This window comes from Streptomyces sp. NPDC001530, assembly GCF_042894545.1.
In the GTDB taxonomy this organism is placed as follows: domain Bacteria; phylum Actinomycetota; class Actinomycetes; order Streptomycetales; family Streptomycetaceae; genus Streptomyces.
On sequence record NZ_JBIAVS010000024.1, the window covers coordinates 29,767 to 51,156 of the forward strand.

Consider the following 21,390-nt stretch of genomic DNA (forward strand, 5'->3'; position numbering starts at 1 on the left):
CGGGCGGGTGGGTGGGTTTTTCGCCCCCTCCGCCCCTACCCTCCCCCAAGCTCTCGGCTTCGCTCGAGCAGGGGGGACCCCCGTCGTCCCCGGGGGCTGCCGCCCCCCGGACCCCCCGCTTCGGCCTGAACGGCCTCGTCCTCAAACGCCGGACGGGCCGAAAATCTCCAGCCCCTGCGGGGGCGAGAAAACCCACGGCCCGGTCCCAAGGAGCCGAAGCTCCCCGGGACCGGGCCCGTCCCCCGCAACCCCCGTACGCGGTGGTTCTTCGGTGGCCTTTCGGCCGCTAATCGGTGGCGATCGCGTTCAGCACGTTCATCCGGCCCGCCCGGAACGCCGGGATCAGGGCGGCGAACAGGCCCACGAACGCCGAGCCGATGAAGACGCCGATGATCGTCGGCCAGGGGATGTCCAGGACCTTCAGGCCCTCCAGGGCGAGAAGTTTCTGCGCGGTGGCGCCCCAGCTCATGCCCAGGCCCAGGCCGAGGAGCGCGCCGAAGAGGGCGATGACGACCGACTCCAGGCGGATCATGCGGCGCAGCTGGCGGCGGGAGAGGCCGATGGCGCGCATGAGGCCGATCTCGCGGGTGCGCTCGACAACCGACAGGGCCAGGGTGTTGACGACGCCGAGGACGGCCACGACGATCGCGAGAGCCAGCAGGCCGTAGACCATGTTCAGGAGCTGGCCGATCTGGTCCTTCAGCTCCTGCTTGTAGTCGGTCTGGTCGCGGACCTGGTACTGCGGGTACGGCTCCATGGACTTCTTCAGGGCCGCGTACGCCTGCTTCTCCTGGCCGTCCTTGGCCTTGGCGAACATGATCTCGTTCGGCGGGATCCTGTCCGCGGGCAGGTACTTCTTCATCGTCTCGATGCTGGTGTACCGGGCGCCCTGGTCGATGGCCACGTCGTCGTCCGTGATGGCCGCGACCTTGAGCTTCGCCGTCTCGCCGCCCTTGAAGGCGACGGTCAGGGTGTCGCCGAGCTTCACGCCGTGCTTCTTGGCGTATTCCGAGCCGACCGACATCGCGTCCCTGCCGTACGCCGCCGACAGCTCACCGGCGGTCGTCTTGCGGCGCAGGTCCTGGGCGTAGGAGGGGTCGGCCGCGGTGATCCCGGAGTCGTCGACCTGGCCGTCCGGCGAGGTCAACTTGGCCTGCAGGTCCTTGTAGCGGGTGACGTGCGCCAGGCCCGGCGTCGACTCCATGGCCTTCTCGGCCTGCTGGACGATCCGCTGGTTGCCCTGGACGATGAAGTCCGCGCCGACGGTCTTGTCGAGTTCGTCCGTCGCCGAGGCCACCATGGACGAGCCGACCACGGAGAGACAGGCGACCAGGGCCAGGCCGATCATCAGGGCCGCGCCGGTGGCGCCCGTACGGCGCGGGTTGCGCAGCGCGTTGCGCTCGGCGAGCCGTCCGACCGAGCCGAACATGCGCAGCAGTACGGCGCTGATCGCCCGGACCACGCCGCCCGCGAGGAGCGGGCCGATGATCACGAAGCCGATCAGGGTGAGGACGACGCCGGCGCCCAGCACCATCGAACCGTCGCTCGCCTTGTCGGCGGTGGCCGCCGTGTAGAGCGCGAAGGCTCCGGCGCCGGTCAGCAGCAGGCCGATCAGACCGCGTACGAGACCGGCCTTGCCGTCCGCCGGGGTGCCGGCGTCGCGCAGCGCGGCCATCGGGGAGACCTTGCCGGCGCGGCGGGCCGGGAGGTAGGCGGCGAGGACCGTGACGACGACGCCCAGCAGCAGGCCCACCACCGGAGTGGTCGTCTTCACCGTCAGGTCCCGCGTCGACAGGTCCATCCCCATCGACGACATGATCTTCATCAGGCCGACCGCGAGGCCGACGCCCGCGCCGACACCGAGGATCGAGCCGAAGAAGCCGAGCAGCAGCGCCTCGACCAGGACCGAGCGGTTGACCTGCTTGCGGGAGGAGCCGATGGCGCGCATCAGGCCGATCTCGCGGGTGCGCTGGGCGACCAGCATCGAGAAGGTGTTGATGATCAGGAAGATGCCGACCAGGAACGCGATCCCGGCGAAGCCGAGCATGGCGTACTTGATGACGTTCATGAACTCGCCGACGCCCTCGCGGTTCTCGTCGGAGTTCTCCTTCTGCGTCTGGATCTTGAAGGATCCCGACCCGTCGAGCGCGGTGGAGACGTTCTGCTTGAGCCGCGCGTCGGAGACGCCGGACGCGGCGGAGAGGTTGACCTGCGTGAACCGGCCGGTGGCGCCGAGCAGTTCGCGCTGCGCGGTGGCGGTGTCGAAGTAGACGACGGCGGCACCCGGGTTGGTCACCTTGAAGGTGGCGATACCGACGATCTTCGCCTTGAAGTCACCGGTGACCGCGATGGTGCGCAGTTCGTCGCCCATCTTCAGGTGGTGCTTGTCGGCGGTGTCGGCGTCGACCATCACCTCGGTCGGGCCGCGCGGGGCATGGCCGGAGGTGATCTCCATCGAACGCAGGTCGTTCCGGGTCCAGTTGCCCGCGATGGTCGGGGCGCCGGTGCTGGACCCCATGTTCTTGTTGTCGCTGTTGACGACGGTCACGTTCATCGAACTGACCGCGCCCTCGGCGGACTTGACGCCCTCCGCCTTCTTCGCCCGCTCCAGCACGGAGGCCGGCAGCGACTCGGGCTTGCCGTTCTGCGGGGTGTCGTCGTTCTTGGCCGCCTTGGGCAGGACCGTCACATCGGAGGAGGTGACCGCGAACAGCTTGTCGAACGTCGTGTTCATCGTGTCGGTGAACACCAGCGTGCCGCAGACGAAGGCCACCGACAGCAGGACCGCCACGGCCGAGAGAGCCATGCGTCCCTTGTGCGCGAAGAAGTTGCGCATCGAGGTCTTCAGGACGGTCATGACGTACGCCCCCGGGCGTCGAAGTCCTTCATGCGGTCCAGGACCTGATCGGCCGTCGGCTGATACATCTCGTCGACGATCCTGCCGTCCGCGAGATACAGCACCCGGTCCGCGTACGAGGCGGCCACCGGGTCGTGCGTGACCATCACTATGGTCTGGCCGAGCTCGTCCACCGAGCGGCGCAGGAAGCCCAGCACTTCGGCACCCGCACGGGAGTCCAGGTTTCCGGTCGGCTCGTCACCGAAGATGATCTCGGGGCGGGCGGCCAGCGCACGGGCCACGGCGACGCGCTGCTGCTGGCCGCCGGAGAGCTGGTTCGGGCGGTGCTTGAGACGCCCGGCGAGCCCGACGGTCTCCACGACCTGGTCCAGCCAGCCCTTGTCCGGCTTGCGGCCCGCGATGTCCATCGGCAGCGTGATGTTCTCGAGCGCGTTCAGCGTCGGCAGCAGGTTGAACGCCTGGAAGATGAAGCCGATCCGGTCCCGGCGCAGTTGCGTGAGCTTCTTGTCCTTGAGCCCGGTGATCTCGGTCTCGTCCAGGTGGATCTGGCCGGAGGTGACGGTGTCGAGCCCGGCGAGGCAGTGCATCAGCGTGGACTTGCCGGACCCCGAGGGGCCCATGATCGCGGTGAACTGGCCCCGCGCGATGTCCACGTCGATGTGGTCCAGGGCGACGACGCGGGTCTCCCCCGACCCGTACGCCTTCACGACCTGCCGCGCCCGCGCGGCAACGGCCGTACGCCCTCCAGTGCCCCCGTGCCTGGGAATGGTCACAGCCGATGTCACGGTAAGTCTCCTATGTCGGGCAGCAGATGATTCCGCTGCTCAGCGGTTGAAAGTGCGCTTCGGTACGTTCGTAAGTCTGGTGTCGAGGGGTGGTCCCGCGCGCTGGTGCCCAGCGCAGTCTTTTGCTGGGGATAACCCCACCCCCGCTGGTTCGGTGCACCGCCCCCCAGCGGCGTAAAGCCAGGTTAAGGACGGGACCTGCCCCGTCTCGTCCTCCGGCGGTACGAACCCTCCCCGAGCCGTAGTACGGAGGGACCCCTAGGGGTTCTCCACCCTTCGGTGGAGTCCTTCTCGGGGGCACCTCCACCCTTGAGCCCACTCAGCGTCCACCCTCCCGCGACGTGAGGGGCAAGTGAGATGGTGGTCGACGGCAGATAGGTGCAGGGGGAAGGAATCCGGAGTGGACCAGGGAGACACCGACATACCGACCGCGACGGAGGACTCACCCGGCTCTCCCGTCGCGACGCGGGCCGAGACCAGCCGGCGCCACGCCGTCGTGGCCGCCCTCATGCTCGCCATGGCGCTGGCCGCGCTCGACTCCACCATCGTCTCGACGGCCGTCCCGCAGATCGTCGGCGACCTCGGTGGCTTCTCCGTCTTCTCCTGGCTGTTCTCGGGCTATCTGCTGGCGGTGACGGTCACCCTCCCCGTCTACGGCAAGCTCTCCGACACCTTCGGCCGCAAACCGGTCCTCGTCGCGGGCGCCGCCCTCTTCCTCGTCGGCTCCCTGCTCTGCGCCACCGCCTGGAACATGGCCGCGCTCATCGCCTTCCGCATCGTGCAGGGGCTGGGCGGCGGCGCCCTCCAGGGCACGGTGCAGACGCTCGCCGCCGACCTCTACCCACTCAAGGAACGCCCCAAGATCCAGGCCAAGTTGTCCACCGTGTGGGCGACCTCGGCGGTCGCGGGTCCCGCCCTGGGCGGAGTCCTCGCGGCGTACGCCGACTGGCGGTGGATCTTCCTCATCAATCTGCCGATCGGCGCGCTCGCCCTGTGGCTGATCGCCCGTCACCTGCACGAGCCCGCACGGGAGACGACGCGCCGCCCGCGCATCGACTGGGCGGGCGCCCTCGCCGTCTTCGCCTGCGGCGGCGTCCTGCTCACCGCGCTGGTGCAGGGCGGCGTCGCCTGGGCCTGGCTGTCGGCGCCCTCGCTCGCCCTGTTCGGCACGGGACTCGCCCTGGTCGCGGTCGTCGTGGCCGTCGAACGGCGCGCCGCCGAACCCATCATCCCCGGCTGGGTGTGGCGGCGGCGCACCATCGCGGCGGTGAACCTCGCGCTCGGCGCGCTGGGCCTGCTCATGGTCGCGCCCACCGTCTTCCTGCCCACCTACGCGCAGGCGGTCCTGGGCCTGGCCCCCATCGCCGCCGGATTCGTGCTCTCCGTATGGACGTTGAGCTGGCCGGTGTCCGCGGCGCTCAGCCAGCACGTCTACCGGCGCATCGGCTTCCGCAACACCGCCATGCTCGGCATCGGCGCGGCGACCCTGCTCCTGCTCGCCTTCCCCTTCCTGCCCTACCCGGGCGAGCCGTGGCAGCCCGCCCTGCTGATGCTCCTGCTGGGCGGCGCGCTGGGCCTGTTCCAACTCCCCCTGATCATCGGCGTCCAGTCGACCGTCGGCTGGGCCGAACGCGGCACGACCACCGCGTCCGTCCTCTTCTGCCGCCAGACCGGACAGACCGTCGGCGCGGCCCTGTTCGGCGCGATCGCCAACGGGGTGCTGGCCGCACGGCTCGGCGGCGCCGGGGACCTCGACTCGGTGACCCGCGCGCTGGACTCCGACGCCCCCGCCGAGCACCTGCGCCACGCGGTCGCCGACGCCGTCCACGCCGTCTACCTGGGCGCGGCCTGCGCCGCCGCGCTCTCCTTCCTGATCCTGCTGTTCGTGGCACCGCGCCGCTTTCCGGTGCTGAAGAACCCCGGGGAGTGAGAGACGCCGCGATCCGCCATCGCGGCCCACCAACTGGGGAAGGGCGGAACTCGCTTGCCCCACAGTCGAATCGCGCCGCAGCAGCCACGCGGGTAGTCGCAGGTAAACGCGGGTAACACCCAAGGTCACGAAAGTAAGCGCATACCGACCGCCCAGTTTGGTGAAAGCCTCGCGCGCCCCAGCTACCTGCGAGTAGCGTGCGCTGCTCACCCCCCAGCTCCCTGCGGTCCGCACCGGGCCCGAGCCACGCAAGGAGAAACGGGATGCCAGACGCGTTCTCGTCCCCCGAGTACCAGCCGCCGTACCCATCGCCGTACCGACCGTCGTCCCCGCCGCCGTACCAACCGCAGCACCAACCGCAGCACCAGTACGCGCAGTACCCGCAGTACCCGCAGTACCCGCAGCACCCGGAGTACCCGGAGTACCCGAAGCTCCCGAACAGCTCCTCCCCCTCCTACGTCACCTACCCCTGGCAACCCCCGCCACCCGAGCCCGCGCGAAGGCGGCTGCCGCGCCATCACGCACTCGGGCACCACAGCGACATCAGAGTCCTGCGCGGCGCGTACCGCTGGCAGCGGCGCGTGGCGACGCTCACCGCGCTCGGATACTTCACCCTCTTCCTCCTCCTCTCCGCGTTCGCGCCGTCGCTGATGACGAGCACGGTGTCCGGCGGGCTGTCGACCGGGCTGCTGCTCGGGCTGCTCCAACTGCCCGTCACCTGCCTGGCGATCGGGCTGTACGAGTACACGGCGCGCCGTCGCGTCGACCCGATCGCGGACCGGATCCGCAAGCAGTCCGAGCTCGACGCGAAGCGGGAGGCGGCACGATGACGGGGTTCAGCAGTTCCGCGCAGGCCATGTCCCTGGTGGCGTTCACGACGGTGGCCACGATCACGCTGCTGCTGTGCGTGATGACCGGCCCCGACCGTGACGACCTGGACGAGTTCTACACGGGGTACGGATCGCTGTCGCCGATGCGCAACGGCCTTGCCATCGCCGGGGACTACATCTCCGCGGCGACCGTCCTCGGCACGGGCGGAGTGATCGCGCTGACCGGCTACGACGGCGTCGTCCTGGCCCTCAGCACAGCCCTCTCCCTCATGCTGCTGATGTTCCTGCTGGCCGAACCGCTGCGCAACGCGGGCCGGTTCACCATGGGCGACGCGCTCGCGCGCCGGATGCCGGGCCGCGCGGTCCGTATCACCGCGTGCGCGGTGACCATCGTCGCGCTGCTCCCCCTGATGCTGGTCCAACTCGCCGGCGCCGGCGACCTGGTGGCGTTCATCCTCGGCTTCTCCAGCGACTCCCTCAAGACCGGCTGCGTCATCGGGCTCGGCGCGCTGATGATCAGCTACGCGGCGATCGGCGGCATGAAGGGCACCGCCCTCATCCAGATCCTGAAGATCGTGATGCTGCTCGGGTCCGGGGCGATCGTCGCCGTCCTCATCTTGCACCGCTTCGACTGGAACCCGGGGGCGCTGCTCGACGCGGCCGGCCAACAGAGCGGTGTGGGCTCCGCCTTCCTCCACTCCGGCCTGGAGTTCGCGGGCAGCCCCAGCCCGCGCCTGGACATGATCACCTCGGAGCTGACCGTCGTCCTCGGCGGAGCCTGTCTCCCGCACATCACCATGCGGATGTACACGGCGGGCAGCGCCCGGCAGGTACGCCGCTCAATGTCCTGGGCGGTGCCGTGCGTGGCGCTGTTCGTCCTGATCATCAGCGTCGTCGGCTTCGGCGCCACGGCACTCATCGGGCGCGAGGTGATCGCGGCCGCCGATCCGCAGGGCAACACCGCGTATCTGCTGGGCTCCAGGGCGGCATTCGGCCCGGACGTCTCGACAGCGGAAACGCTCCTCTTCACCACGGTGACGACGGCGATCTTCCTGACGCTGCTCGCCTCGGTCGCCGGAATGATCCTGGCCTGCGCCAACTCCCTCGCCCACGACGTCTTCGCGCACGTCGGCCTCTTCCGCGCCCGCCGCCACGACGACGAGCTGTCACCGCGCCGCGAGATGCTGCTGGCCCGCCTCTCCGCCCTCGCGGTCGGCGCACCGGCCATCCTCCTGGCCACCCTCGTCCAGCACCGCAGCCTGCAACCGCTCGTCACGCTCTCGTTCTGCCTCGGCGCCTCCGCGATAGCGCCCGCGCTGGTCTACACCCTCTTCTGGCGCCGCTACACCCGCACCGGTCTCCTCGCCACCCTCATCGGCGGCACCCTCACCGTCCTCCTCCTCATGCCCGGCACCAACCTCGTCTCCGGCTCCCCCACCTCCGCCTTCCCCAACGCCGACTTCAACTGGTTCCCCTTCACCACAACAGGCCTCGTCACCATCCCCCTCGGCTTCGCCTACGGCTGGCTGGGCACGGTGGCCTCCGGGAGGAGAAAGGCAGAGGAACAGAGAAGGCAGTACGAGGCGGTGGAGGGGTGGATTCTGGCGGGGGCGGTGAGGAGGGGGAGTTAGCCGGAGGTGTCCGGGGCGGTGCGGAGCGGGAGCCCGGCGGGGCGGCACACTCCGTTCTCACGGTGATGCTGGCGTTGTTCCCATGGCGGTGCGGGCGCTGATGCGTATCGGCGCCGCAGCCGCCTTCGCGTTGCCCTTCCATCCAACCGAGGCGGGTGGGCGGGTGGGAAAGCCGCCGCGGAGCGGCAAAGGCCTCCGGGGCCGCGGAGCGGCCAAAGCCTCCAGGGGCCGCGGAGCGGCAAGGGCACCGGCGGCCTCCTACTCCGCCGGCGCCCGCCCCGTCAACGTCGTCAGACTCGTGCGTACGTGGTCCATCTGGGCCCGTACGTCATCCCACCGCTCCCCATGCTCACGCAGCACCCGCTCGGTCTCCCGGGCGATCCGATCCTCCCGAACCCGCGCCTCCGCGAGCAGCTCCCCGGCCCGGGCAACGGCATCCTCCTGCCCATGCCGAGCCGACTCCTCGGCCTCGGCAAAGGCCTGCTTCGCCTCGGACAACGCGGCCTCGGCGCGCGCGACGCGTTCGACATAGTGCGCGTCCAGCGCGGCCTCCCGCTCGGCGGCCGCCCGCTCGGCCTCCGCCCAGCGCTCGGCGTGCTCCTTCTCCTGCTCGGCGAGCAGCCCCTCCGTACGCTGCCGCACCTCGCGCAGCGCGGCCAACGCCTCCCCGCGATTCTCCTTGATGTCGCGGCGAGCCGAGATCCGCAGGTCATCGGCCTCGGCGCGGGCAGCGAGCAACCACTGCCGGGCACGTTCCTCGGCCTCCCCGCGCACTTCGTCGGCGTACGCCTGCGCGGCCTCCCGCACCTGCCGCCCCGCCGCCTCCGCTTCGTCGACGTCCCGCTGGGCCTCGCGGCGCGCGCTTTCGCGTACGGCCGCGACCTCCTCCTCGCCGAGTTCGAAGATCCGCCGGGCGCGCTCGCCGAGCGTCTCGTACGTCTGGGGAGCGAGCCGCGCCACGACCTCCCGCAGCCGCTCCACCTCCGCGTCCATCTCCTTGGCCAGCACGGTCAGCCGGGCCGCCCGCTCCCAGGCGGCGTCGCGGTCCCGGGAGAGCGCCGCGGCGTACGCGTCGACCTGCTCGGTACGGTAACCACGCCCCCGTACGGCCATGAAGCCGTGCGGCGACACCGATGCGCTGCTCATCCTTGGACCCCTCTCCGCCTGGAACACACGAAATGACGATGCCGAAATGAAGATTTCGCGCACATCTTGATGGATCACACGGAAGTGTTCATAACGCGACACTCCGCCCATCCATCCGGCCAGGTATGTGTCATTTGAGGTCAGAAGCCGGAATTACGGTGTCACGGCACAGCGCCGAGAAGAGCTGCTCGACCTTCGCCCAGCAGTTCCCTCAGCGGTTCACCGGCGAACGTCTCGAGCGCGTCCGTATGCCGGGGCCGGAATCCCCCCAGAAGTACAGGCTGATGGCGTACGCGGCGACCAGCAGCGCCAGAGCGCCAGAGCGCCAGAGCGCCAGAGCGAGCATGACCGAGGCGCCCGACCCCTCACACAGGTCGAGCGCCTCGTTCGTCCTTGAACCCGCTTATGCCCGCGGGCTTACAGCAAGCCGTCCCACATCTGCTCCAACAGGACCGACCACCAGCTCTCCGGCGAACCGAGGGCCGCCGGATCGAGGGAGGCGAGCTGGGCCTGGAAGTCGACGGTCCAGCGGCCCGCCTGCTCCTGATTGAGACCGAAGCGCAGCCGCCACATGCGGCCGAGCAGGGCGAGGCAGCGCGCGAACTCGGGCAGGCCCGTGTTCACGAACTGCGGCGGCACCGGGGCACCGCCCGGCCCCGCCTCCACCGGCACGGCCACGATGTTCGCCGTGCCGTACTGAACACAGATCGCCTTGCCGAAGTCGCTGCCCATGACGAGGTACGAGCCCGCGTCCGCGGCGGGCTGCACCCCGCGCTCCTGCGCCAGCTCGGCGAGCGTGGGCACCGGGCGGCCCGGCTGGGCCTGCGCCCAGAAGAACGGACCCATGTCGACGGGAAGTCCGGCCACCACCAGCGTGTGCGCCACGATGTTCGGCACGCCCTGGCGGGACACCGCCGCCTGATCGAACCGGAACAGCCCCGGCCCGAACGCCGCCGCCAGCTCCTGCCCGATCGCCTCCGGCGGGATCGGCGGCGCGGGCTGCACCGGCGGAATCGGCGCCCGCACCGGCGCCGGACGCGCGGGACCGTCCGCCACCTGATGCAACTCTCCCTGATGCGCGAGGAGTTGGTGCATGCCTTGCTGACGGCTCGCGTGATCCGTGCCGTACGGCGCGATGCTCGTGATCCGCGCCTGCGGCCACGTCTCGCGGATCATCCGCGCGCAGTACGCGCCCGGCAGCTCGCACGACTCCAACTCCGTGTGCAGCTCCAGCACTTGCTGCGGCGGCACGTTCATCGCCCGCAACTCGTGCAGGATCTGCCACTCCGGGTGTGGCGTACCCGGCGCGGAACGCCGGATCAGCTGCTGCTCGGAACCGTCCTGCGCGCGATAGCGCAGGACGGCCTGATAGCCGGGCCCGACGGTCGGCTGCCCCGCCGGCGGATAGCCGTACGCCGGCTGCTGCCCGGGGGGCATGGGCTGACCCGGCATCGGCTGACCCGGCACGGGCTGTCCGGGCAGCGGCTGCGGCGCGCCCGGGGGCATGCCAGGGGCCTGCGGGGGCGGCGGTGCGCCGGGGCCGCCGACGGGCGGGCCCGCAAGCATGGTCGCGGCGTGATGCACACCACCGGGAGGCGTGCCACCCGGAGGCTGCGGCGCACCAGGAGCACCAGGAGCACCGGGGACACCCGGCGGCTGCGGCGCACCGGGACCACCCACGGCGGGACCCGCCAGCATCGTCGCGGCGTGATGCACACCACCGGGAGGCGTACCACCCGGAGGCTGCGGCGCACCAGGAGCACCCGGCGCGGCAGGCTGACCCGGAGCACCGGGGACACCCGGGACACCCGGCGGCTGCGGCGCCCCGGGACCGCCGACAGCCGGACCGGCCAGCATCGTCGCCGCATGGTGCACACCACCCGCAGGCGTACCACCCGGAGGCTGCGGCGCACCAGGAGCACCGGGCGCGGCGGGCTGACCGGGAGCCCCGGGCGCGGCAGGCGCGCCAGGCGCACCCGGCCCCGCCGCGAGCCCCTCGGGCCCGCCCGGACCGAGCTGCGAGACGAGCTGCGTCGGTACGTACCCGCCCGCCGGGGTCCCCGGAGCACCGGGCCCGGACGGCGGAGGCGGCGTGCTGCCCGGCCGCGCACCCGGCACACCCGGGGCGCTCGGCGGAGGCGGCGCGCTCGCTCCACCCCCGCGCGCACCCCGCGGCGGCGCCTGCGCCTTGCTGGTCGCGGCGTCGGCGATGTCACCGGCGTTGGGCGGCAGGGGCCGCGAAGGAGAGGGGGGCGGCGGCGTACCCGGAGCCCCACCCGGCCCCTGCGGGAACCCGTACGCGGGCGCGCCCGGAGGAGGCGTGCCCTGCGGACCACCGGGACCCTGCGGGTAGCCGTACGAGGGCGCGACCGGCGGGGTCGCGCTCCGGGGGGCGCCGGGCCCCTGCGCCGGTGGCGGGCCGCCGGGCGCGCCAGGGCCCTGCGGAGCGTTCGCGGACGCCGCGAAGGGCCCCTGTGGCGGCGGGCTGGTGTCGACGTGCATACCCGGACCCGGCGCGCCCGGACCGGGCACAGCCGGACCCGGCGCGCCCGGACCGGGCACAGCCGGAGTCGGCGCACCCGGACCCTGCGAAGGGCCGGACGGCGGCGGCGTGTTCGGGTCGTCGACCGCGGGCGCCAGCGCCGTACGCGGAAGTTGGCTGCCCCCGGACATCAGCGCGGTCTTGGCGTCCGGCGTCGCGGCGGGCGGCGGGGTGTCGGCGTCGTCGACACCGGTGAGCGGCGGCGCGAACACGGTCGCCGGCAGCGGTACGGAACGGTCGTCACCGGCATCGGCGTTCGTGTCGGTCCCCGCCCACGGGGTGGCCGCGGAGGGCGCACCCGGCGAAGGCGTGTCCTGTGGACCCGAGCCCGGCTCATCGGCGGCAGCGGCCGCGGGCCACGGCGTACCCCCACCGGGAGCCGACGGCGTACCCGGCGCGGAAGGCACCCCGTGCACGTCCGACTGCCCCGGCGCACCCGGCATCGAACTCCCGCTCCCGGAAGCCCCGTTGACAGACCCGCCGCCCAAGGACGCATCCCCGCCCGCAGAGGCGGCAGCGGCGGCGGGACGAGACCCCGCCCCGTCGGACACCCCGGCACCTGACCGCCGATCCGGAATCCCCAACTTGTCCGCGGCCTCCTGCAACCACTCCGGAGGACTCAACAAGAACGACGTCTGGTTCAGATCGACCCGCGCGGGAGGCGCCGGCGAAGGCGCGGGCGCCGCGTCCGGAACCCCGTACTCCTCCTCGTACCGGCGAATCACCTCACCCACCGGCAGCGCGGGCCACAGCGTGGCCTCCCCGCTGTCGCGCGCGATGACGAGGCGCTGCGCGCCCCCATCGGAGCGCGGTCCCTCGGCGCGGTCCTCGGCCCACACCACGAACCCGAGTTCGAACTCCCGCACCCGCACCTCACGATGCTGGTACGAGGCCACGTCCCCGTTGATCCACTCTTCCGCGCGCTCCTGCGCCTGCGCGAAGGTCACCATCGGAAGTTCACTCCCCCACCGAAGAGACGGGCACGGCGCGCGCGAAGCCGCCGTCCACCATCAGGTTCGCCACCGTCTCCAGCTCGGGCGGATTGCCCGCCAGCCGGGACAGGAACTGGTCGAAGTCGTCGCCGCACGGCAGCAGCAGCCGCTGCACCCGCTCGGCCGGCGCCCAGGCGTCCTGGTCACGCGCGTCGTCGTACGCGCAGAACCAGACCGACCCGATCCGGTCACCCTTGACCTTCACGGCCAACAGCCCGCCCTGGACGAAGCCAACACCCAAGTAATCCTTGGTCAGATGGTCGCGCAGACATTTGTTGACGTAGACGAGGTCATTGACGGCGGCCTCGTCGCGCACCGTGAAGAAGGGCTGGTCCACCAAGAGCCCCAGCTCGGCGTCGAGCGCGGCGCCGACCGGCGCGCACCCCCCGGCCGCCTTCAGGAAGGACCGATACGCACCCGGCAGCCGATACCCGAGATCCTCCTCGACCCCCAGCACCTGCTGCTCCGTCACCGCCACGGCCGACTTCGGCAGTCCGAAGTGCGCGGGCCGCGTCTCCTGCAACGGCCGCGTGCCCCGCTTGTTGTGGTCGACGGCCGCGGTCGCGATACCGCCGTGGTGCCGCAGCAACGCCTTGACCTCGACGGGGACCAGCTCAACACGCCGGGTGCCCCGCACGTGATGCCAGGTCCAGCCGTGCGGCGTGGCCACCGACGGGATCGTGTCCCACAGGTCGTGACCGGTGGCGGCCAGCGCGGCGTTCGCGGACACGTAGTCCGTCAGCCGCAACTCGTCGACACCGAAGCCCTCCGGGGGCTCGGCGATCTCCGCGGCGGCACGCGCGTAGAGCGAGAAGTCGGGGTAGCCGTGCTCGTCGACCCGTACACCTCTGGGGTGACGGGAAGCCCGGACCGGGTCCGGGAAATGCACGACCTGCCCGGCGTAGGCCGCGTTCGGCGGCGCGGCTTGCTGCCCGAGCCGACCTGTCGTCATGGCGGTTGCCCCCTGCGGCGTTCTCAAGAGCGGTATGGATCGTGGATGTCGACAGCCTATGCGGTTGTACGACACCGGTCACCGGGCCTCCGGTTCCGTGACCTGCCGTCACCCCGCCGTGACGGTACGACGAAGACCGGGCGTGTCGCGCCGCCCCAGCTTCCGCACCCGCCACGCCATTTGGCAGTCTGTCTCCGCATCGGGGGATGCACGGGAGGGAAGAACGATCATGAACGCGACGCATACGGGCACCTCCGGGGACCCTCGGGTCGGCTGGAGCAGCGCCGAGGCGCCCCACGCCCCCGCCCTCCTGCACCGCCGTGACGGCATACTTCCCACTGTCGCCGCCGCCCTCTCCGTACGCGGCGCGACCCTCACCGGCACGGCAGCGCGCGGCGATCAGCCCCCTGCCCTCCACCCGCTGGTCCAGGACTTCCTCGACACCCTCACCAGCGCCCAGCGCGACCGCTTCACCGGCCGCTGCGCCGAGGCGATCCTCATCTCCCGGCACATCGCCTCCGCCGACGCCGCCCGCAGCAAACGCGCCGCGCGCAAGCCCATGACCAACGGCGAGGCCCGCAAGGTCCTCAAGCAGGCCAAGCTCACCGCCCGCCACATCCGCGAGGACGGCGACCCGCTGCACGGCAGTTTCGCCGCGCCCTGCCGCTCCTGCACGGCGCTCAGCGACCACTTCGGCGTACGCATCGTCGACCCGATAGCGCCGGAAGCCTGAACCCCCCACCCCACGCACGTACTTGCATGTCCCAACCCTCGACGAACGAAGGGCAGATGCACGCCGACCGCTCCTCCACCACACGCTTCTCCGTCCCCGTGGACGCCGCGCTGCGCTCCGCGGGGTGGCAGCCCGGGCGCTGGGACATAAAGCAGGCCGAGTACTGGGCCGACGCGCTGCGCAGCCACGCGTCGCCGGCCGGGCACCGGCACGCCGTGTTCCCGGCGGCGGTGGAGGCATGGGCGGAATTCGGCGGCCTCCGCATCCGCTCATCGGGGCCCGGCCGCCAGCTCGCCCCCGCCGCCCTCCACCTCGACCCGCTGCACGGCCTCCACATGGCCCGCACCCTCGGCGACCTCGGCCGCGCCCTGGGCACCGAGGTCTGCCCCCTCGGCGAGGAGCCGGACACCCGCGCCCTCCTCGCCATCGACGCCGAGGGCCGCGTCTACACCCTCGACCACACCGGCGACTGGTACCTCGGCCCCACCATCGACGCAGCCCTCACCGCCCTCCTCTCCGGCATAGAGCCGCCCCGCCTCACCGCCGGCTGACCCCACCCAGGCTTTTCTGGCCCCCTCCGCCCCGCACCCGGGGGCTGCGCCCCCAGACCCTTACATCGGCCTTGACGGCCTCGTCCTCAAACGCCGGACGGGGCTAAGACACGATCGCCCGCTCCGGCCGGGTGGGGAGAGTGCCAGGCGGCGGGAACAGGGCGAGCGGGACGCATGGGATGCGGCTCGCCTGGATCTCGGGCGCCGGACGCACTGGTAATTGCTGCCTGCCGCAATGGAGGGGCAGGCAGGGCGGGTGGGACACACCCGCAGCCGCCCACGCACGGAAGGGGCCGTGACGGTACATCAAATGCCCCGTCGCCCCGTAATGATCACCAGGCCGAGCAATGACACCACGCCAAGCTGCAACCGCCGACGGGGCGGATGTACCGTCACGGCCCCGCCCCACCCACCGGCGGAAAGCGCGCCGACCACCAAATCCAGCCCAGCCCAGCGGCAGCGCCTACGCCGGGATCACCGCAGACACCCGAAACCCCCCCGCCTCCGTAGGCCCAGACACAAACACGCCCCCCAACGCAGCCACCCGCTCCTTCATCCCCAGCAACCCATTCCCCCCACTGGGCAACCGCACGGACGACACGACCCCCGCCTCCGACGGACACTCGTTCTCCACCTGCATCGCGATCTCCGACACCCGATGCGCCAACCGCACATGCGTCTTCGCACCCGCCGCGTGCTTGTGGACGTTCGTCAACGCCTCCTGCACCACCCGATACGCCGTCTGCTCGACCTCCGGCGCATAGGCCCGCACATCCCCCTCCACCGACAGATCGACGACCATCCCCGCAGCCGCCGACTGCCCGATGAGCTCGTCCAGCTCGGCGAGACAGGGCCCATCCGCAGCCCCGGAAGCGTCAGCGGCCCGCGAAGCCGCCGCGGCAGCCGCCGCCCCCACCGCGGCCAACGGCATCGGCGGCACCGGCGGCACCCGCACCCCCAGCCCCTCCCCCGTACGCAGCACCCCCAGCATCTCCCGCAACTCGGTCAACGCCTGCCGCCCCATGTCCCCCACAAGCGCCGCGTTCCGCACGGCCTTCTCGGGATCCTTCCGAGCCACGGCCTGAAGGGCAGCCGCATGCACGACCATCAAAGACACCCGATGCGCAACCACGTCATGCATCTCGCGAGCGATCCGCGTCCGCTCCTCGTTCCGCGCCCACTCAGCCCGCTCCTCGGCCCGCTCGGCCAGCAGCTGCAGCTCCCGCTCCAACGAGTCCGCCCGCTCCCGCAGGCTCTCCATCAGCCGGCGCCGCGCCCCCACGTACAACCCGAGCAGGACGGGCGGAGCGGTCATCCCGATGGCGGTCGTAATAGAGATGAAGGGGACGAACCAATCCCCCATGGTCACGTCCCCGCGCACGACCCCTTGATGCGCCCGCACGAACGTCACGATCAGCATCCCGGCGAAGGACATCCCCGCCAGCGCCCCGATGATCCGCCGCGGCAACTCGGACGCGGCAAGCGTGTACAGCCCGACGAGCCCCATCAGGAACCCCATCTGGGCAGGCGTTATCGCGATGGAAACCAGAACAACGGCGATAGGCCACTTCCGCCGCAGCAACAGCACCGCCCCGGCGATCAGCCCAAACCCGACGCCCACCGGCACCGGCAGCCCCGCGTCATGCGCGAACCGAACTCCCTCCCCCGCGCACTCCACCGCGGACGCCGTCGCGAGCCCCGCGTCCAGCACCGCACTGCGCCACCTGACCCACCACCACGGCCCGGTCCCGGCCGCGGTGTGCTCTTCCCCCGTCGTGGTCATGCCTCCAGCCTACGGTCGCCCCCCGCCCCTTTTCCGGTGAGTTTCGCCTACTGGCCTACACCACCCTCCGTAATCGAACAGAAGCGAAACCGGCCGGTATCCCTCGAACTGCTGAATCGCTCACCGTTCGCCCACGGAAGCCCACATTCCGCCCGGACGGTATGCCCATGGCACACGCACATGGCAAATACGCCGACTTCGAGGGGCTGCGGGAGCGGGCGGTAGCGCTGCGACGGGCGGGACTCAGCCGCCGTCAGATCCGAGACCGGCTCCACGTCGACAACAACGACATCCTCAATCGCCTCCTGGAGGGTGAGCCGCCCCCGCAGTGGACCAAACGCCCGAACGCGAAGGACGACCTCCGCGACAGGGCCCGGGAGCTACGGCTCCAGGGCTGGACGTACGACCAGATCCAGGTCGAGCTGGGCTGCTCAAAGAGTTCGATCTCACTGTGGGTACGGGATCTGCCGAAGCCGGAGCGGCGGGACCCGACGGAGCAGGCGAAGCTGGCGGCGCGGAAGCGATGGGAGCACGAGCTGGCGGTGCGGGACAAGGAGCGCAAGCAAACGAAGGAGGCAGCCACTCGTGAGATCGGCACAATGACTGACCGGGACCTGTTCGTAGCCGGGGTAGCCCTGTACTGGGCGGAAGGCGCGAAGGACAAGCCGTACGACCGTCGGGAGACGGTCAACTTCGTCAACAGCGATCCGGGCGTCATCCAGCTCTACTTGGCGTGGCTGACCCTGCTGGGTGTCGAGCCTGAGCGCCTGCAGTACCGCGTCATGATCCACATCACGGCTGACATAGAGGGCGCCAAGCGCTACTGGGCCGACCTCGTCGGAGTCAACGTCTCCGTATTCCAGAAGACGACCATCAAGAAGCACAACCCCAAGACCGTCCGCAAGAACGTGGGCGAGAACTATCGAGGCTGCCTCGTGATCCGCGTCTCGCGGGGCGCCGAGCTGTACCGGCGCATCGAAGGCTGGTGGACTGGGATGGTGGTGGCAGCCGAACTACGAACCCCGTAGGCTAACCCCGGCATTCCCGGGTTGCTCTGTCGGTAGGGGCGACTGGACTTTGAATCCAGGTACGACGCAGGTTCGACTCCTGCCCCGGGAGCAAACGGTTCGGGCCCTGACAGCTCTGTCAGGGCCCGCTCTCATGTCGCTGCTGATACGCCCCGGTATCCTGCGGATGTCAAAACCCCCCATCCGAAGCCGAAGGGCATACCCGTGAGCGCCAATCGCCCGGCAGCCGTCGTCGTTCTTGCAGCGGGTGAGGGCACCCGTATGAAGTCGGCCACACCGAAGGTTCTGCACGACATCTGTGGCCGCTCCCTCGTCGGCCATGTACTCGCCGCCGCGCGCGAGTTGGATCCCGAGAACCTGGTCGTGGTCGTGGGGCACGCCCGCGAGAAGGTCGTCGCGCATCTCGCCGAGATCGACCCGGGCGTACGGACGGCCGTGCAGGCCGAGCAGAACGGCACCGGGCACGCCGTGCGGATGGGGCTCGAAGAGCTGGGCGGACGCGTCGACGGCACCGTCGTCGTGGTCTGCGGCGACACCCCGCTGCTCAGCGGCGAGACCCTGCAGCGCCTCGCGGCCACGCACACGGAGGACGGCAACGCCGTCACCGTGCTCACCGCCGAGGTCCCCGACGCCACCGGCTACGGCCGCATCGTGCGGGACGGCGCCAGCGGCGCGGTCACCGCGATCGTCGAGCACAAGGACGCCAGCGAGTCGCAGCGGGCCATCCGTGAGATCAACTCCGGGGTCTTCGCCTTCGACGGGCAGCTCCTCGCGGACGCCCTCGGCAAGGTGCGTACGGACAACAGCCAGGGTGAGGAGTATCTGACCGACGTCCTCGGGATCCTGCGCGAGGCCGGGCACCGCGTCGGCGCGGCCGTCGCCGCCGATCACCGCGAGATCGCCGGCATCAACAACCGCGTCCAGCTCGCCGAGGCCCGCCGCATCCTCAACGACCGGCTGCTCGAGCAGGCCATGCTGGCCGGGGTGTCGGTCATCGACCCGGCGACCACCTGGATCGACGTCACCGTCACGTTCGAGCGGGACGCGATCGTGCACCCGGGGACGCAGTTGCAGGGCGCCACGCACCTGGGTGAGGGCGCCGAGGTCGGGCCCAACTCCCGCCTGAAGGACACCAAGGTGGGGGCCGGGGCCCGGATCGACAACACCGTCGCCGACAGCGCCGAGGTCGGCCCGCAGGCCTCCGTCGGCCCGTTCGCCTACCTCCGCCCCGGCACCCGCCTCGGGCTGAAGGCCAAGGTCGGCACGTACGTCGAGACGAAGAACGCGAAGATCGGCGAGGGCACGAAGGTCCCGCACCTCTCCTACGTGGGCGACGCGACGATCGGCGAGTACTCCAACATCGGTGCCGCCAGCGTCTTCGTGAACTACGACGGGCAGGACAAACACCACACCACGGTCGGCTCGCACTGCCGTACCGGTTCGGACAACATGTTTGTGGCTCCTGTCACGATCGGGGACGGCGCGTACACCGCGGCGGGCTCGGTCATCACCAAGGACGTGCCGCCCGGTTCGCTGGCCGTGGCCCGTGGCCAGCAGCGGAATATCGAGGGTTGGGTGGCCCGTAAGCGTCCGGGGAGCGCGGCCGCGAAGGCGGCGGAGGCGGCCTCCCGGGAGCCGGAAGGCGAAGCCTGACCGGAATCAGGCACGTCTGACACGGCGTACCGTGATAAGTGCACAAGCGCACCGTGCATCCGCACCCCCAGCTGAGACGACCTCTCGCGCCCAGTGGAGATGTCCTCTCAACGCCCAGCTGAGACACCTCTGAGGAGACAGTGCTGTGACCGGGATCAAGACGACCGGCGAGAAGAAGATGATGTTCTTCTCCGGCCGCGCCCACCCCGAGCTTGCCGAGGAGGTCGCCCACCAGCTGGGTGTCGGGGTCGTCCCGACGAAGGCCTTCGACTTCGCCAACGGCGAGATCTACATCCGCTACCAGGAGTCCGCGCGCGGCGCCGACTGCTTTCTGATGCAGAGCCACACGGCTCCGATCAACAAGTGGATCATGGAGCAGCTGATCATGATCGACGCGCTGAAGCGCGCGTCGGCCCGCTCCATCACCGTCATCGTGCCCTTCTACGGTTACGCCCGGCAGGACAAGAAGCACCGTGGACGTGAACCGATCTCGGCGCGTCTGATCGCGGACCTGATGAAGACGGCCGGTGCGGACCGCATCCTCACGGTCGACCTGCACACCGACCAGATCCAGGGCTTCTTCGACGGCCCGGTCGACCACCTGTTCGCGCTGCCGATCCTCGCGGACTACGTGGGTACGAAGGTCGACCGCGACAAGCTGACCGTCGTCTCCCCCGACGCCGGCCGCGTGCGCGTCGCCGACCGCTGGTGCGACCGTCTCGACGCCCCCCTCGCGATCGTGCACAAGCGCCGCGACAAGGACGTCGCCAACCAGGTCACCGTCCACGAGGTCGTCGGTGATGTGGAGGGCCGCGTCTGTGTCCTGGTCGACGACATGATCGACACCGGTGGCACGATCTGCGCCGCCGCCGACGCCCTGTTCGCCCACGGCGCCGAGGACGTCATCGTGACGGCCACGCACGGTGTGCTCTCCGGCCCGGCGGCCGACCGTCTGAAGAACTCCAAGGTCAGCGAGTTCATCTTCACGGACACCCTGCCGACCCCGGGTGAGCTGGAGCTCGACAAGATCACGGTGCTGTCGATCGCGCCGACGATCGCGAACGCGGTCCGCGAGGTCTTCGAGGACGGTTCGGTGACGAGCCTGTTCGAGGAGCAGTAAGCCCTCGCCCTCCTCGATCCCCTAGATCGATTTCTTGTACGGCCTCCCCGCCGCGTAAGCTGTCACAGTTGCTCGGCGAGGGAGGCCGTACCGCTTCACAAGGCGGAACGGCGGTCCGTTATCGACGCGCTCTTCGTAGCAGGCCGATGGTTTTGGCCGGGTGACCACCTTCCCCAAGATCTACGAGGAGTGAACATGTCCGAGGTCAAGCTCGTCGCCGAGACCCGTACCGAGTTCGGCAAGGGTGCCGCCCGCCGCATCCGCCGTGAGAGCAAGGTTCCCGGCGTGGTCTACGGCCACGGTGCCGACCCGGTCCACGTGACGCTGCCGGGCCACGAGCTGCTGCTCGCCCTGCGCACGCCGAACGTCCTGCTGTCCCTGGACATCGAGGGCAAGACCCAGCTGGCGATCCCGAAGGCCGTGCAGCGTGACGCGATCAAGGGCTTCCTCGAGCACGTCGACCTGCTCCTGGTGAAGCGCGGCGAGAAGGTCACCGTCGAGGTCTTCGTCCAGACCGAGGGTGAGCTGGCCGCGGGCGGCAACCTGCTCGAGCACGTGCTGAACACGCTGACGGTCGAGGCCGAGGCCACCCACATCCCGGAGTCGGTCACCGTCTCCGTCGAGGGTCTTGAGGCCGGCGCCTCCATCCACGCCAAGGACATCCCGCTCCCCGCGGGCACCACGCTGGCGATCGACGAGGACGCGGTCGTTCTGCAGGTCCTGGCCGCTCAGGCCGAGGAGCCCTCCGCCGAGGGCGAGGGTGAGGGCGAAGAGGCCGCCGAGGCCTGATCCCCCCGGATTCTCATCCGCCGGCCGCCGCTCCCGCACGGAGCGGCGGCCGGCGCGTATCAAGGACA

The 21,390-nt window shown here is 70.7% G+C and carries 15 protein-coding genes and 1 tRNA gene; 10 read left to right on the forward strand and 6 right to left on the reverse strand.

Annotated elements, in window-relative coordinates; all coding sequences use genetic code 11:
- Positions 1-286 precede the first annotated feature (286 nt).
- Complete coding sequence (locus ACFY0T_RS39300; protein WP_388882290.1) at positions 287-2,857, reverse strand: ABC transporter permease; 2,571 nt, start codon at positions 2,855-2,857, stop codon at positions 287-289.
- The gene (locus ACFY0T_RS39305) at positions 2,854-3,642 is read right to left on the reverse strand and encodes an ABC transporter ATP-binding protein (protein WP_189186468.1); all 789 of its coding nucleotides are present in this window, start codon (positions 3,640-3,642) and stop codon (positions 2,854-2,856) included. Before ACFY0T_RS39305 ends, ACFY0T_RS39300 begins: the two co-directional genes overlap by 4 nt.
- A 421-nt stretch (positions 3,643-4,063) precedes the next feature.
- Between ACFY0T_RS39305 and ACFY0T_RS39310 the strand changes: the two genes are divergently transcribed.
- The 3 genes from ACFY0T_RS39310 to ACFY0T_RS39320 all read left to right on the forward strand — a co-directional run bounded on the left by ACFY0T_RS39310 (position 4,064) and on the right by ACFY0T_RS39320 (position 8,033).
- Positions 4,064-5,572 carry an MFS transporter gene (locus ACFY0T_RS39310; protein WP_388882576.1) on the forward strand — a complete coding sequence of 503 codons (1,509 nt, stop codon included), beginning with the start codon at positions 4,064-4,066 and terminating at the stop codon, positions 5,570-5,572.
- A 263-nt stretch (positions 5,573-5,835) separates the two neighbouring features.
- On the forward strand, positions 5,836-6,402 hold the full coding sequence (locus ACFY0T_RS39315; protein ID WP_388882293.1) for a DUF485 domain-containing protein: 567 nt from the start codon (positions 5,836-5,838) through the stop codon (positions 6,400-6,402).
- Positions 6,399-8,033 (forward strand): cation acetate symporter, encoded by a 1,635-nt coding sequence (locus ACFY0T_RS39320; RefSeq protein WP_388882296.1) that lies wholly within the window; start codon positions 6,399-6,401, stop codon positions 8,031-8,033. The genes ACFY0T_RS39315 and ACFY0T_RS39320 overlap by 4 nt, the downstream gene beginning before the upstream one ends.
- Positions 8,034-8,291: 258 nt before the next feature.
- On the opposite strand, the gene ACFY0T_RS39325 is transcribed toward ACFY0T_RS39320, so the two are convergent.
- From ACFY0T_RS39325 to ACFY0T_RS39335, 3 genes are all read right to left on the reverse strand, one after another.
- Positions 8,292-9,179 (reverse strand): cellulose-binding protein, encoded by an 888-nt coding sequence (locus tag ACFY0T_RS39325; protein WP_388882298.1) that lies wholly within the window; start codon positions 9,177-9,179, stop codon positions 8,292-8,294.
- Between the two features lie 417 nt (positions 9,180-9,596).
- Positions 9,597-12,671: an SUKH-4 family immunity protein gene (locus tag ACFY0T_RS39330; RefSeq protein WP_388882301.1), complete on the reverse strand. Its 3,075-nt coding sequence runs from the start codon at positions 12,669-12,671 to the stop codon at positions 9,597-9,599.
- A 7-nt stretch (positions 12,672-12,678) separates the two neighbouring features.
- Positions 12,679-13,665 (reverse strand): SMI1/KNR4 family protein, encoded by a 987-nt coding sequence (locus ACFY0T_RS39335; RefSeq protein WP_388882303.1) that lies wholly within the window; start codon positions 13,663-13,665, stop codon positions 12,679-12,681.
- 229 nt (positions 13,666-13,894) lie between these two features.
- Here ACFY0T_RS39335 and ACFY0T_RS39340 point away from each other — a divergent pair, with 229 nt between their 5' ends.
- Positions 13,895-14,398: a YwqJ-related putative deaminase gene (locus ACFY0T_RS39340; protein WP_388882305.1), complete on the forward strand. Its 504-nt coding sequence runs from the start codon at positions 13,895-13,897 to the stop codon at positions 14,396-14,398.
- Positions 14,399-14,454: 56 nt separating this feature from the next.
- A complete protein-coding gene (locus ACFY0T_RS39345; protein WP_388882579.1) occupies positions 14,455-14,949 on the forward strand; it encodes an SUKH-3 domain-containing protein in 495 nt (164 codons plus the stop codon).
- A gap of 463 nt (positions 14,950-15,412) precedes the next feature.
- Here ACFY0T_RS39345 and ACFY0T_RS39350 read toward each other — a convergent pair whose 3' ends face one another.
- Positions 15,413-16,732, reverse strand: a complete 1,320-nt coding sequence (locus tag ACFY0T_RS39350; protein WP_388882308.1) for a sensor histidine kinase — start codon at positions 16,730-16,732, stop codon at positions 15,413-15,415.
- Between the two features lie 167 nt (positions 16,733-16,899).
- Here ACFY0T_RS39350 and ACFY0T_RS39355 point away from each other — a divergent pair, with 167 nt between their 5' ends.
- From ACFY0T_RS39355 to ACFY0T_RS39375, 5 genes are all read left to right on the forward strand, one after another.
- The gene (locus ACFY0T_RS39355) at positions 16,900-17,760 is read left to right on the forward strand and encodes a hypothetical protein (RefSeq protein ID WP_388882311.1); all 861 of its coding nucleotides are present in this window, start codon (positions 16,900-16,902) and stop codon (positions 17,758-17,760) included.
- Positions 17,761-17,774: 14 nt separating this feature from the next.
- Positions 17,775-17,851: transfer RNA gene (locus ACFY0T_RS39360), tRNA-Gln, on the forward strand.
- Between the two features lie 113 nt (positions 17,852-17,964).
- Positions 17,965-19,413, forward strand: a complete 1,449-nt coding sequence (glmU, locus tag ACFY0T_RS39365) for a bifunctional UDP-N-acetylglucosamine diphosphorylase/glucosamine-1-phosphate N-acetyltransferase GlmU (protein WP_388882313.1) — start codon at positions 17,965-17,967, stop codon at positions 19,411-19,413.
- Between the two features lie 145 nt (positions 19,414-19,558).
- The gene (locus ACFY0T_RS39370) at positions 19,559-20,533 is read left to right on the forward strand and encodes a ribose-phosphate diphosphokinase (protein WP_388882316.1); all 975 of its coding nucleotides are present in this window, start codon (positions 19,559-19,561) and stop codon (positions 20,531-20,533) included.
- Between the two features lie 195 nt (positions 20,534-20,728).
- Positions 20,729-21,322 (forward strand): 50S ribosomal protein L25/general stress protein Ctc, encoded by a 594-nt coding sequence (locus ACFY0T_RS39375; protein WP_388882319.1) that lies wholly within the window; start codon positions 20,729-20,731, stop codon positions 21,320-21,322.
- Positions 21,323-21,390: the final 68 nt, after the last annotated feature.